13 protein-coding genes, 1 tRNA gene and 1 pseudogene are annotated in these 13,746 nt (G+C 40.2%); 6 read left to right on the top strand and 9 right to left on the bottom strand.

Going from position 1 to position 13,746, the window contains the following annotated elements; all coding sequences use genetic code 11:
* Positions 1-8: 8 nt before the first annotated feature.
* Positions 9-1,457 (bottom strand): spore germination protein, encoded by a 1,449-nt coding sequence (locus LSG31_RS14255; protein ID WP_347435757.1) that lies wholly within the window; start codon positions 1,455-1,457, stop codon positions 9-11.
* Positions 1,458-1,722: 265 nt separating this feature from the next.
* Complete coding sequence (locus LSG31_RS14250) at positions 1,723-2,949, bottom strand: IS701 family transposase (RefSeq protein WP_347435742.1); 1,227 nt, start codon at positions 2,947-2,949, stop codon at positions 1,723-1,725.
* Positions 2,950-3,118: 169 nt separating this feature from the next.
* On the opposite strand from LSG31_RS14250, the gene LSG31_RS14245 reads away from it, so the two are divergent.
* Complete coding sequence (locus tag LSG31_RS14245) at positions 3,119-3,412, top strand: VIT1/CCC1 transporter family protein (protein ID WP_347435756.1); 294 nt, start codon at positions 3,119-3,121, stop codon at positions 3,410-3,412.
* Between the two features lie 73 nt (positions 3,413-3,485).
* Positions 3,486-3,698, top strand: a complete 213-nt coding sequence (locus LSG31_RS14240; protein ID WP_347435755.1) for a hypothetical protein — start codon at positions 3,486-3,488, stop codon at positions 3,696-3,698.
* A 223-nt stretch (positions 3,699-3,921) separates the two neighbouring features.
* On the opposite strand, the gene LSG31_RS14235 is transcribed toward LSG31_RS14240, so the two are convergent.
* The 4 genes from LSG31_RS14235 to LSG31_RS14220 form a co-directional block, all read right to left on the bottom strand.
* Entirely contained in the window at positions 3,922-5,070 is a 1,149-nt protein-coding gene (locus LSG31_RS14235; RefSeq protein WP_347435754.1) for a VIT1/CCC1 transporter family protein, read from the bottom strand.
* Positions 5,071-5,106: 36 nt separating this feature from the next.
* Complete coding sequence (locus LSG31_RS14230) at positions 5,107-5,766, bottom strand: metal-dependent transcriptional regulator (RefSeq protein ID WP_347435753.1); 660 nt, start codon at positions 5,764-5,766, stop codon at positions 5,107-5,109.
* Positions 5,767-6,000: 234 nt separating this feature from the next.
* The gene (locus tag LSG31_RS14225) at positions 6,001-7,023 is read right to left on the bottom strand and encodes an aldo/keto reductase (protein WP_347435752.1); all 1,023 of its coding nucleotides are present in this window, start codon (positions 7,021-7,023) and stop codon (positions 6,001-6,003) included.
* Positions 7,024-7,072: 49 nt separating this feature from the next.
* Positions 7,073-8,011: an aldo/keto reductase family protein gene (locus LSG31_RS14220; protein ID WP_347435751.1), complete on the bottom strand. Its 939-nt coding sequence runs from the start codon at positions 8,009-8,011 to the stop codon at positions 7,073-7,075.
* A gap of 223 nt (positions 8,012-8,234) precedes the next feature.
* On the opposite strand from LSG31_RS14220, the gene LSG31_RS14215 reads away from it, so the two are divergent.
* Complete coding sequence (locus LSG31_RS14215) at positions 8,235-8,597, top strand: winged helix-turn-helix transcriptional regulator (RefSeq protein WP_347435750.1); 363 nt, start codon at positions 8,235-8,237, stop codon at positions 8,595-8,597.
* Between the two features lie 56 nt (positions 8,598-8,653).
* Here LSG31_RS14215 and LSG31_RS14210 read toward each other — a convergent pair whose 3' ends face one another.
* Together LSG31_RS14210 and LSG31_RS14205 are read right to left on the bottom strand one after the other, a co-directional pair.
* Positions 8,654-9,370 (bottom strand): EAL domain-containing protein, encoded by a 717-nt coding sequence (locus tag LSG31_RS14210; RefSeq protein ID WP_347435749.1) that lies wholly within the window; start codon positions 9,368-9,370, stop codon positions 8,654-8,656.
* A gap of 2 nt (positions 9,371-9,372) precedes the next feature.
* Positions 9,373-9,807: a PilZ domain-containing protein gene (locus LSG31_RS14205; protein ID WP_347435748.1), complete on the bottom strand. Its 435-nt coding sequence runs from the start codon at positions 9,805-9,807 to the stop codon at positions 9,373-9,375.
* Between the two features lie 170 nt (positions 9,808-9,977).
* Here LSG31_RS14205 and LSG31_RS14200 point away from each other — a divergent pair, with 170 nt between their 5' ends.
* On the top strand, positions 9,978-10,610 hold the full coding sequence (locus tag LSG31_RS14200; protein WP_347435747.1) for a helix-turn-helix domain-containing protein: 633 nt from the start codon (positions 9,978-9,980) through the stop codon (positions 10,608-10,610).
* Positions 10,611-11,674: 1,064 nt separating this feature from the next.
* Positions 11,675-11,764: transfer RNA gene (locus LSG31_RS14195), tRNA-Ser, on the top strand.
* A gap of 89 nt (positions 11,765-11,853) precedes the next feature.
* On the opposite strand, the pseudogene LSG31_RS14190 reads toward LSG31_RS14195, so the two are convergent.
* A pseudogene (locus LSG31_RS14190) lies at positions 11,854-12,057 on the bottom strand (hypothetical protein); the annotation flags it as partial.
* A 77-nt stretch (positions 12,058-12,134) separates the two neighbouring features.
* On the opposite strand from LSG31_RS14190, the gene LSG31_RS14185 reads away from it, so the two are divergent.
* Entirely contained in the window at positions 12,135-12,812 is a 678-nt protein-coding gene (locus tag LSG31_RS14185; RefSeq protein WP_347435746.1) for a hypothetical protein, read from the top strand.
* Positions 12,813-13,746 lie beyond the last annotated feature (934 nt).

Raw genomic sequence — 13,746 nt, 5'->3', positions numbered from 1 at the left:
ACAGCAAACTACTTGATGTATTTCCCAATGTTGTGTCTTAGTCGTTTATCCGCACCACTTACATTGTTCGTGGTAAAACGAAAGAACGTATCTCTCCAGTCCTCTAGATACGTTGGGGAAATCGGAGCCAAATAAGGGACTCCAAACGAGCGCAGAGATACGATATGTAACAAAATAAGAATGTCCGTTAGAATAAGTCCATACAGTCCGACAAATGAGGCAGGGATGATCAGTAGTATCCGTATCAGAACAATCGTTTCTTTAAGAAATGGAATCAGAAAGGAACTAAGTCCGGCTAAAGCCACGATAATTACCGTTGGAATTCCGACGAAACCCGCTTCCACAGCTGCCTGTCCCAAAATCAGACCCGCGACTAAACTGATGGATGGACCTAAGGCTTGTGGCATTCGAATCCCAGTTTCTTTGATTAATTCAAATGCAAAAACCATGAGTATGCTTTCCAAGGGTAATGGGAAGGGAACGCCTTCCCTTGCCCCGGCAACGCTCAGTAACAAGGAAGAAGGAACAACTTCCTTGTGAAAGTTTTCAATGGAAATATACAAAGCAGGTAATTGTGTGGACAAAAAGAATCCTATTAGACGAACGATTCGCATCATGGAGCTATAAAAGGGACGCGAATTATAATCTTCAGGATTCATAAAATTGTCGAGAAACAGATGCGGAACCAACAATGCCGTTGGTGAACCATCGACTAAAATGGCAATCCGTCCTTCGAGCAAGGAAGCAGCCACCGTTGAGGGGCGCTCCGTATGTCGTACGGTAGGGAAAAAACTCCATCGGCCTGGTTCAATCAGTTGCTCCACATAACCACTATCCAGCACTGCATCCACGGAAATGTGGTTGAGTTTCATTTGGACGTTGTCAATCAGTTTCGGATATGCAATCCCTTTTACATAGAGCAATGCTATTTTGTTTTTGGTCTTCTGACCTAAATAATCCGATTCGACTTTCAAGTGTTTATTGTGCAAAATACGCCGAATGAGAGAAAGATTTACAGTGAGATCTTCGATGAAACCCACATGGGGTCCGCGAATGACCACTTCGTTCTTGGGTTCCTCGATGCTTCTCTGTTCAAATGCGGAAACATCTATTACAACGGAGGTTTTGAATCCATCCACGAATAGTGCGACATTGCCGTACATCATGAGTTCTATAGCCTGTTCCAGGGAATCAATTTCTTGAACAAAAACTGAAGATAACGCGTTCATGATGAAATCGCACGAAATGGTGCCTGTAATTTTGGCTAAAGGAGCCAAAATCGTTTGTGCAATGGCTTGTTTATCGACAAGCCCTTGTATACCGGCAATAAAAGCCGGTGTTTTGTCAATTGAAAAATTACGAATGAATAAATCATCATCTTTTTCAAACTGGTTTTGAACGTACTTCTTATTCATTTTTAAACTTTTGCTTACCGTAACCGAAGATCGTCGAAACATACCTTAACCCCTTTTATTTTGGAAAAGTTCGAAAATAATTTACCCATATTTAAACATGAATTATTCATAGCTAAGTAGGGAATGTTGAACGATTTGTTACTTACCTACTTTTAACTCCCAATTGTCGACCCCGGGGTACAACCATTTGCCAATGAAATTTTTTTATGATATTGATGCATAGATAACTTAAAAACTTGAGTCTTGCATTTTGGGCCGATTAGGCCGAAAAATGGGCACACGTATAGTGTGTTCGTAAAAACAGCAATTAGGCACTTAGTTTCAATTCGTCTAACACTTCGAAAAGAGGTCGTTGAGCTAGGGCTTGTTGATAGACGTAGGTAACGATTTGTCCGAAATATTCCTTTCGAATTCGACGTACTACGTCCCCTAACGTCATTGGATCCTGCTCAGTGGACCATTCGTTTCGTTGTAATTCAAGAAAATTGTAGACCAAGAATTGAATTGCCCAATAACGCTGAATGGCATAAAACGATTGCAATTGATATTGGTCAAAGCCTAGCATCTCCTTAAAATATCGATATCCGGTTTCAATATTCCAGCGCACTTGATAATACCGAAGGATGGTTTCGAGATCCAACGTTTGATCTGTGCAAAGGATACAAAACGGTGTTTTGCTTGAATCGAATTCCTTTTCCCAGGAGAGCAAGACTTTAACATTTTCAACGTCTGCCAGCGGGCCTTCATATTCATATACCCAGTACATGTTCTGATTCCCCACGGTAACAGAGTGGAGATCGGACTGGTGAATATAATTCGTTGCAAATTCAGCAATCTGAATTCGAATGCCCGCAGGGCGGATTTTGCGATTGGTTTTAACGGCAGCAATAATGTGAAACCCTTTTGCATTACATGCATCTATGATTTTCTTGCTGGTATACCAACTATCCATTAGAACATAAACCAACTCATCATCAGATGCTTCATAGCTTTGAATGAGTTCCAGAGCCAAATCATTTTTGCTCTTGAATGGAATTTGGTTGACATTACAGTATCCCTCACGAAAGTAGGGTCGGAAATCCCATGCGAAGGAATACCCTTCGCTAACAAGATGGGCGGTAACTAAACAATGGGACCACACACCTTTCCCTTCATCATGGGAAAAATGAAAATCAAGTGCTTCAATATGTTTGGTAGAAACATCTTTTTTACAGCTCGTATCATCGATGATCAAGAATACGATGGATCGGGTATCTCCCTTTTTAGAATGCTTACGCCTGATCTTTTCCAACAAAAACTGCATACGGCGTTTTTGCATTCGGTTTACACACCAAGGTGAGTGTTTCAAGAATTTCGTCATGCAACTGAGATGACGATAGGAATTCGTAGAGCTTCGAATTTGTGTAATGGTTTTACGCCCTTCACACAAAATAATTCCTTGCATGATGTGAAGGAGATGGTTCCGTTGTGGCGCTGTAAATTGCAATTGCATTGCCAAAATAAACTTGACGATAGCAGAATACAAAGTTACCATGAAAGTGGACATCTCCTCTTTTGGGATTATTTGTGTGGTAACTTATAATTTCCGCAAAAGATGACAGGTGTCCTTTATTATTTTTTCAATGCGACAAAGGTTCTAAAGATTTGACAGGCTTCGCCAAATTTCTACAGCAAAATTTTTGCAAGACTCAAGTTAAAAAGAGATGGTACATTTATCAACTGAAAGATGGGAGTTTCTAGCGAGAAATAGCTCTCTGACAATTGGAATTTCTTATATTATAGGAGGACTCATTCCATTATCACCCTATATGATTCTGCCAACCGTAACAACAGCACTTGTTGCATCCGTTGTTATGACTCTTATTGCTTTGTTTGTATTTGGATTCATTAAAGGAAAATTTACAGGGGCAAGTCCTCTAAAAAGCGCTTGGCAAACAACATTTGTCGGGGGCCTTGCTGCTGGAGTTGCCTATTTAGTCGCCCGATTGGTTTCGTAGCAATGGAAAGACTTTTTCCTTACATAAATACTTTTCGAATTGGAAAACATTTTTGACAGGAGGCGATATATCAATGAATGTCGAAATTCTTAAAGATGACTTAAAACGTTGGGGTGAAGTAATTATTACAACGGGCTCTGAAACATTTGAAATCCATTCTGGCGACAATGTACAATTCGATACGGAAAATAATTTGATCCGCTTATCAGCTCCTGATGCAGAATATATAATTTGTGGAAATCATATCGGATTTGTAAAAAAGCACTTTGGCCATAAAGTGCAATGATTCGTTTCAAACCAATCCCTTAAGAAAGGATTTTCTCAACGATTACAGAATAATTATTTGAAGAAACATACGATTAAATATTGGCAGCTAGGTGCCCTTGTAGGAAAGAACAAGGGCTTTATTTCCTTTATGAATTTTCAAGGGATCCTCATTTTCTGCTGATTGTGTAATAAAAAAAGCACCGTTGGGTGCTGATAAAAGCAATTTATTATAGTTTAGCAGATTACAAATGAACGATAAGAGTTCCGAGGAGACCGAGTCCATATGACACAACTCCTACAATAATTCCGGCGGCTGTCATTTCTATGCCACTCGACCACCAATTTCTTACAGTGATCAGGCTTTTCGCAGCTCCTACTGCAAAATGGGCCAATATACTTACGATAGCGGCTGTAACCATGGCAGGGACACCTGACAAGAAGAAAAACGGAAGAAGCGGTACGATCGCTCCAATGAAAGTTGAGATGCATCCATAGAGAGCAGAAGTCCAAGGATTCCTGGCAGTCGATTCATGAATGCCCAATTCTTCTTGTGCCATTGCTTTTACGAATTGCTCCGGGTCGGTTGCAATCCGGTCTGCAATTTGTTTCGATTCTTCCTGAGAGAATCCCTTTAATTCATATAGTAGTGCCAGTTCTTCTTTTTCGTGTTCAGGATCTTCTTCTACTTCTCGCCGTTCATGTTGAAGCTCTGTTTCCATCAGCTCGTTTTCCGACTTTGTTGCAAGCCATGCTCCGGCTCCCATGGAAAGGGTACTCGCGAGTGCGCCGAAAAAACCGGAAATAAGGATGGTGTGGCTGTCACTCGTAAAACCTGCAACCCCCGCAATAATTCCAAAAATGGCTCCCAGACCATCATTTACCCCATAGATGGCATCTCCAACCCAATCGCCCGTATGTTGTTTATGCCACCGCTCTTTCCCCCAGATGGAGTTTAAAGCGTTCGAAACGCTTGGCGTTGATCGGGTAATGGATTCTACCGCAGTTTCATGCTCCGCTTCATCTGCTTCAATTTTATCAATAATTCGCAATACGTCGCTTTCGTCAGACAACAAGTTCCTTTGTGATTGATACCATCTTGCATTACTTTGCTCGATATCAAACAATTGTTTCAATACATTTGTTGTCTTTCCATGTCCCGGCAATTGGATGACAGGCAGCTGCGAAACATCGTATCCAAGTTGCCCAAGTTCTTTTTCCCATAACACCGCATGTTCTTTCTCGATTTGTGCAAGACGCAGCAAAATCTCATGTTTTTTATGATTGGACTCTTGTTTGGCAGCCAACTCGTAAAGTTGTACAGCTTCCATTTCACGACGCCAATTTTCAATCAACAGTTTCTTTTTCAGTTCAAGGTTTGATTCCATAATCATGTGTACCTCCAGTTAAAAAAATTCAAACGCAATATTTTATATTTTCACAGACACAAGTTCTTCGATTTGGGAACCCAATACAATTTTTGATTGATTGACACGGATGGAACTTGTATAACCCACTTCATCTCTATCAAGCACTTCGATTGTTTCTCCTGGAACGATTCCATGTTGCTTAAAATATTGAAGCAGCTTTGGGTCGTTTTCATAGACCCACGCAATGACAGCGATATCGCCGATTTTTAACTCGCTTAACCGTTTCACTTCAATTTCCGGCAAATACCCATCACGTGTCGGGATCGGATATCCATGCGGACAAGACGCCGGAAACCCCATCACTTCTTCCATCCGGTCAATCACTTCATCCGGAAGCGAATGCTCCATCTGATCAGACAATTCATCGGCGCGATCCCACGGTATCCCCAGGATTTCAACCAGAAATCGTTCGGCGATCCGATGCCGCCGAATATACCGCATTGCTGCAATCTTTCCTTCCGGTGTCAGTATTACTCCAGAATATTCCTTATACTCCACCAAACCAACATCCGCCATTTTTTTAAACATGTGACTTGTCGTAGCAGAAGTCACTCCCAGCTTGCTCGCCACTTCCGATGTAGTGGCTGTCCCTCCGTATTGCGTAAGTCTCCAAACAGTGCCAACATACTCGTCTAATGAATGGTTTGCCAGAATAAACACCCCAAAATAATTATTTAGATTTATCTAAAATTAATTTCAATATATTCAACATGTAGGATTTTGTCAATTGAAACCATCTAAAATGTTAAAGAAATTCCTTGCCTTTTCGTGGAGGGATTCGAAACGTACGAACAATATAGGTATGGATATGCCGAGTTGTAAAGAACACCGGGTGCAAAATATAAAAAACCCACCTTTTTGAGGTGGGTTTCGATGATAGATGCGAATTTTATGTTACACGTCTTCCCTGCCGGTACGCTGTTGTTTCTGTGATGACAGATCATACGGATAGCTTACGGGCAATTCGCTCGCCCGATTGAGGCGTTCCATTTGTTCCGGTGTCAATGACCAGCCGGCTGATCCGAGATTGATGTTCAACTGTTCAAGCGTGCGTGCGCCAATAATCGGCGCTGTGACCCCCGGGCGCTGCAGCAGCCAGTTAATCGCTACTTGAGCCGGAGTTTTTTCCGCCTGTTGCGCTACATCATGAAGAGCGTCCAAAACCGTCCACGTATATTCATTGTTATAGTTGCTCCAGGATTCGGACCAGCCCTTTTCTTCCGCCTCCCGTACCCGTGAAACTTGCGGCGGCTCCGTCATGTTGCGATGGAATTTTCCGCTTAGCCAACCGCCACGCAGCGGACTCCAGGGGATGACGCCGAGACCTTCATTGAGGCAAACCGATATCAATTCATATTCGGTCGCCCGGCACAACAAATTGTATTGCGGCTGTAAACAGGTAAATGCTTCCCATCCCATTTTTTTGCTAAGATCGATCGCTTTTTGCAATTGCCAGCCTTTGAAATTGCTCGCGCCTATATAACGGACGAGTCCGCGCCGCACCAGGTCATTCAATGTACTTAACGTTTCTTCCAGCGGTGTCGCCGGATCCCATGCGTGCACCTGATACAGATCGATATAATCTGTACCAAGTCGTTTCAGGCTTGCTTCGACTCCTGCGAGAATATGCTTGCGGCTTAAACCGAGATCGTTCGGTCCTTCTCCCATAGGAAACCGTACCTTTGTGGCAATCACAAAATCATCCCGATTTTTTGTCTGCAACCATTTTCCGACGATTTCTTCTGACGCCCCTTGTGTATAAACGTCCGCTGTGTCGATAAAATTGCCGCCAGCTTCCACAAATCGATCTAAAATCGCAAAACTGTCCGCCTCACTTGTTTCTCTGCCAAACGTCATGGCACCCAAACATAGCTCACTGACCTTTACCCCTGTCTTGCCAAGATAACGATTATGCATGTATATCTCTCCTTTACAAGCGTTCGGTACGGCACATAGTTCGCATGAATTACGCCAAAATACCTTCAATACGCTCCAAAATTTCTTGCGGCAATTCCACTTCAACCGCCTTTGCATTTTCTTTTACTTGTTCCGGGCGGCTTGCACCGATCAAGGCACTGGCAACATTCGGCTGACGCAAGATCCAAGCCAACGCCAATTGGCTAACCGAAATATCCAATTCACCTGCAAGCGCAGCCAATTGATTCACTTTTACAATTTTCTCTTCCGTAATCCTATTCCGCATCGATTCGAGTTTCGCGGCACGGCTATCTGCAGGAAGGTCGTTTGCCGATTTATATTTGCCTGTCAGCAATCCTTGTGCCAACGGCGAGAATACCACCTGGCCGATCCCTTTTTGCTCACCTAGCGGAATCACTTCTTTTTCAATATAGCGCTCGAACATATTGTAAATCGGCTGATTCACTACGATCCGATCCAACAAATAGCGGTCAGCAACAGCAAGCGCTTCCGCCATTTGCGTTGCTGTCCATTCACTGACACCGACATATAACACTTTCCCTTGCGAAACCAAATCATCGATGGCACGCAGCGTCTCCTCGACCGGTGTTTCCGGATCGAAACGATGACAATAATAAATATCGACATAATCCACACCGAGCCGCTGTAAACTTGCGTTGCACTGCTCGATTACATGTTTGCGCGACAAACCACGGTCGTTCGGGCCATCACCCATCGGCCAAAACACCTTTGTTGCAAGTACGTAGGAATCACGAGGGTACGCTCGCAACGTTTCGCCTACTACTTTTTCCGCTTCCCCGCGTTCGTACACATTCGCCGTATCAAAGAAGTTGATTCCCAAATCATACGCGGCATGAATGCATTCGACAGCCTTTTGTTTTTCCACATATCCTCCGTATGTAAGCCAACTTCCGAGACTGATTGCGCTCACTTTCAACCCTGTATTGCCTATTTTCCGATATTTCACGTGCTTCGCCTCCTTGATGGTATACAATTCCTGATATGATGTTTCTTTGCAGATTCGGCGTAGATTCAGCTGTTTTATATTGGAACAGCTTTCAAACTTTCTTTTTGTATAGTAATATATCAAGGATAATAAAGGAAGAAGTGAAATTTATTTGATATAATAATATATATTACAGATACTATACTTAAGGTAACTTATTATAAAATCGGGAGAGTGCCTCATAATGTCAAATCTGCAAGAGAACATGGAAACAGCAAAATTGCAAAACTATATTCCAAAAAATCCAACACATATTGAATGCAGCATCGAAAAGACTCTCGACGTTATCGGCAGCAAATGGGCGTTTCTTGTGCTACGCGAATTGTTTTGCGAAAAAAAGCGGTTTAGTGAATTGCAGCACGCAATCCCATCCGTCAGCCCAAAATCATTGACAAACACCTTGCGACATCTCGAAGAACAAGGCGTGCTGGAACGCCATGTATATCCAACGGTGCCGGTCACAGTGGAATATACATTAACACCGAAGGGACAGGATCTGCATCAAATTTTAAAAGAGATGAAGCTTTGGGCAGCGAAGTGGACATGATAGAAAGAAGAAAAGATAATAATATTCACTTCTTATTTACTGTATTATTTATGGATTTATGAGACTGGCATCTTATTTGGCATGCCTAATAAATACCCTTGCCCAATCGATACACCCAGACATTTTGCAACCGCCAAGTCAGTTTCTTTCTCGATGCCTTCCAATATTAATTCAACATTACTTTCGCAATAATTAACAAATAATTGAATTAATTTTTGTTTTTTATTTGAAATCGATAAATCCATTGAAAAGTATCGATCCAATTTAATAAAATCTGGACTCAGTTCAATTAATTTTTGAAATGACATAGATCCTTTACCAATATCATCAAGAGCAACTCGAAATCCGTTTTGTTGTAAAAATGAAATAATCGTTGATAAAGATTTTATATCCTTTATTTCTTGCGATTCGACTATTTCAAATACAATATTTTTATTAGAACCACCATATTTATTTATAATATTGTATATGAATCTCATAAAAAATGGATTTTCTAAAGTTGACGGAAATACATTTACAAATAAAAAATTATTTGGATTAAACTTTGAATAAAATGAAATAGCTTTACTTATCGATGCCATATCTAACTCATATAATTTTTTTCTTTTTAATGCGGTAAAAAAAACAGTTTCCGGATTTTCTCCGGAATTAGTACGAAATAATGCCTCATTTCCATATAAAGACCAATTAGACAAATGATATAGCGGCTGAAAAAAATGATGAAACGTATTACTGTGTATTATAGTATCAATATTAACTTTTTCTCCAATCATAATTAATGTACTCCATAACCTTTTCTATTAATAATTTGAAAATGTATCAATTCTTGTTCCATGTTTTCACGGTTTAAATCATTGATCACCCACTTCAAGCCGTAATGGTATACATTATTGACTAGATTTGACCAAACAATCTCCGACTCCAATGTATATTGATTCACCAAATCAAATTGAATCCTAACTAGTATATCTGAATGAGATACAGGAAACTTGTAAGGTGCCATTATCTGCGCACCACCGGCAGAAACGTTTACAAGATGACATTCTCCCCACGAAGAAGTTAAATTTCCAATTTTAAGTTGAATAGAACATTTTTTATCCATCGGAAGTCGAAAGTATTCTCGTTGATTTGAAAAATTATTTTCTCGGTTGCTCAGTTGCATAGGTTGCAAATTTTCTTCTTTTTTATTTTTAGTGAATAAAGCAAACATTGAAATCACCTTCATTAAAATTTTGTAATAATATGTCTATTATAATCACATTTTGTAATATTTGTATACATATTTTAATATCATTTTGTGAATGCAATTTTTCAACCATTTTACAATATTTTTAAATTTGCTATGTTAATATTATTTTAAAAAAGAAGGATAAAGTGTGTATGGAAAACAACTCAATTGGTGAACGATTAGCACAGCTCCGCTTAAAACACGGCTTATCTCAAGCTGAATTAGCAAAAAAATTAAATATATCTCAAAGTACGCTAGCCATGTATGAAACAAATAAAAGGGAGCCTAATTTATATATAATTGAAAAATTTTCCTATATATTTATGGTATCAACTGATTATTTAATTCTTGGAAAAGATTTTGATATAAATACTTTTCTCAATCATAAATGGGGCGTTCCGAAAGTAACTGAGATTCCCTGCGAAGATTATATAATTTCCCAAAATAATGTCGAATCGTATTTTAATACACCTTTATCATGGATCGATTCAAATAGTGAATATGTTTGGTATGGAATTAAAAAAGAGGATAGTATAACTGTAGATTCGGATAATAATTCATGGGTTCTAATACGCTTAACATCCGATGTTAAAAATGGAGAGATGGCAGCAGTATGTGTGAATGGAAATACCGCTATTTTACGTCGAGTTTGGAATATAAGTGAGGATTTAATCATGTTGATTCCTTATTTGCAAACAAAAAGTATTCCTCCTGTATTGTATCAAAAAGATACTATCAAAATTCGTGGCATAGTAGAAATGCTTATTACAGGCACATTTCTTTAAATGAATATAATATTATTACAATCTTACACAATTGAATTCATTGCAATATTTATTTTTTAAAAAAGGACAAAAGGTAGACTTCCGCGCATGACATTTTATAAATTCAAAACAATTTTAACACTGTGGCGTACCAATAATGGTGCGCCTTTTATGTCGATTACGTTTAAAAATCGAACAAATTGAGTCGATTTTATCCGAGCATTCATTTGCATCACCAAATGGGTGTATATTCAACCTATATCACTATGAATAGTTCTTACGATGAGGTGAAAGAATGGATAGATTTAATTTTAACTTAAAACCTATGTTAGTTTTTTGGGAAACCACTCGACCAAGGGAACGCGTGATGGCAAAGGAATTATTTTTGTTGCCCATGATGGTACAGTTTACCCCGCCGGATTTCTCCCTTTACCTTTAGGGAACATCCGGGAACAGAATTTCGTTTCGATTTATCGAAAACATCCGTTGTTAAAGGATATACTGAATATTGCCATACGAGAGAGCCACTTCTGCCATCATAGTGAGCCACTTTATTTTTTACATAAAATGGGTGCGTAAGGCTTGACATGGAGCCTCTACGGGCATGATTTGTAGCGATAAGGGCGATATCCTAAAAACAAGCACATCGCCTGGCATAGAGCCTATCATGCCCACTCTCCATGTAAAGCCTTTTGAGTTAATTTTCGCAATGGCTCTCATCATGGCAAAGGTGGCTCAAAACTCTGTCCGAAGTGGCTCAAAAACATGGCAAGCCTGGTTCATTCACATGGCAATATTCAGATTAGACAAATTTGGAATTTTTGAGGAAAATAAAAACGCCCGTTGCTATTGTTGCAAGATACATGAGAATGTTGTTAGTCATCGAGAACGTTGCCTATCTCAAAATAAAATGAAAAATCATTATCGTGGGAACTCATCAGCAAGCGCGTCCGTATATTGACTTTGTCATAGCCAGGCAATATAATATCTGTTGTACTGGAAGGCACGCTCGTAACGTGTATTGGACAGATAGTTTTACATACTGGTGTATGTCTTTCAAAGTATAGGAGACGTTTCATAACCATGGAGAGGTGGTCGAGTGGTTTAAGGCAGCGGTCTTGAAAACCGCCGTGTCTTCACGGGCACCGTGGGTTCGAATCCCACCCTCTCCGCCATAAAACGTTGATACAACGCGGTTTGTCGGATATCCGATGAACCGCGATCTTTTTAGTCAGGCATTAAACTGCAAATCTTTTGCAAATCTTTACTCAGATAAAGCGGTAATTTGATTCTGACGTTTTGAACCAAATAAAGCATCTCCGAAATCTTTGGCGACCTGTTCTTGCAGTCCGGGAAGAACATGTGAATATGTGTCCAACGTAATATTTATAGTTGAGTGACCAAGACGCTCGCTAACAATCTTTGGGTGCACTCCTTGTTGCAATAAAAGAAAGGCATGAGTATGACGCTAATGGTGAGCTCACCATTAGCGTCACACCTTTGCAACCAGATACATTATTTCAATTGTTCGACCAAGTGTATATAATGACCTATCTGTTCGATGGTCAACTTCAGCGTTATTATTATGACCTGCACGGTATTCAGTACAATTATTACGCCGTAGTCAAAGAAGGCGGTAGATTTGTATTGAAGCCGAAGTTAGACGTTCCTGAAAACCGTTTTTACTTGAAGAAACTGATTCACATTTATGAAGGTAAGCTGAACGATATTGGCGATACAGACAGGTCATTGTCAAAACGTTGGTTTGAGAATCCACACAACAGCGGTAAAGTCAAACGATTGACGAACCACCTGTACAACTATTACAGGAACGTAACCAACGCCAGTGCCGACATTTTCCTCTGGACAATTTTCAAGGACTTCAAGAAGAAAATACAAGGCAAAGGGTTCATCAAGGAAGAACCAAAGGACAACACTGAACCAATTGGTCAGGCATGTTTCACAGCGTTTAATCTACGTGCGACGAACAAGTACCGTCACAAGACCGTTCTTGCCTTCTGTCTAAACCGTTACATGAACCCGTTTGAGAAGCGTTTCTTCAGCCAACATAATGTCCAAGTCGATGAAGACTTGTTGGCGTTGTCTGATTTGCTTCAATGGGTATTCCGTTCTGCCGTACGAGATGGTAAGCCCGACCAATTGTACGTTCCCAGCAAACGTATGAGGACGTTGCTAGTAAAATGGCTGAACAGTGAAATATAAACGTCAAAAATACGGGAGGAACTTTGTGTCCTCTTGTATGTTTCCTACCACCTGAAACGTAGTAAAATCGTGAAAAATGTCAGTAATGATGCGGGTTTTCAGCGTTTTTCCTTAGAGGGAAAGTAGTGATATAAATATGTCGGCTTCGCCTCCATGCATCACCTCGGACTAGTCCTCAGTAATGCTAGTTATAGACATAATCTGTTAAAATAGACTGAGGTATTCTATACCGAAGTCCCCGAAGGGTAAGTCTTTTATTCTTGTATGTTTTCAGTCGCCAACAACGTTTTCTACGTCTAATTCGCAAACACATTCCCTGATGTTAGATAGGTACACTGACCAGACAAAACTGTCCCCATGACAAAGTTGTCCTGACGTAACCAGACAAAAATTTCCGATGTCATGTTTTTTACATCATAAGATACATTCCTTAGTAAAAACGCTAGAGTATGTATTGTATGAAACAAGAACGTGTATCACTTATTTGGAACCCGTCATCCGTGTCTGGTCGTTATTGAGACACCCTGTCGTTCTTGCCGCCAAAGCGGTCAGGAACGGTATGGACGGTACATACTCAGAAAAAAACGAGCATTACGCCCATTTGTGGTTCATTTCGTATATTTCCCGTTCAACAGTTTTATTCCATGTCCCAAGGTCGGTAAATCCGAATCTATAGAGACCAGACAAAACTGTCCTAACGGACACCGATGTCCGAATGTAAGCAACATATTTGTCCGATTGGTATACTGACTAGTCATGGATTTCCGATTACAGCCAGTTATGTACGTCTGATTGGTATTGGAACGTCTGTTGTAGCGTCCGAAAACGTCGCTGATGGAAAACCTCGACCCCCCAGATAGAATTTGCTTTAGCGTGTTAAAGTATTAAAAATTGTTATCATTTGTTGTTTATGACTAAAAGAAAAACCACCCAT

Origin of the sequence: Fodinisporobacter ferrooxydans (assembly GCF_022818495.1) — a bacterium.
GTDB classification, from domain to species: Bacteria; Bacillota; Bacilli; order Tumebacillales; family MYW30-H2; genus Fodinisporobacter; species Fodinisporobacter ferrooxydans.
Note: the sequence above shows the minus strand (reverse complement) of the source record. Positions and strands in the feature narration are given on the sequence as shown.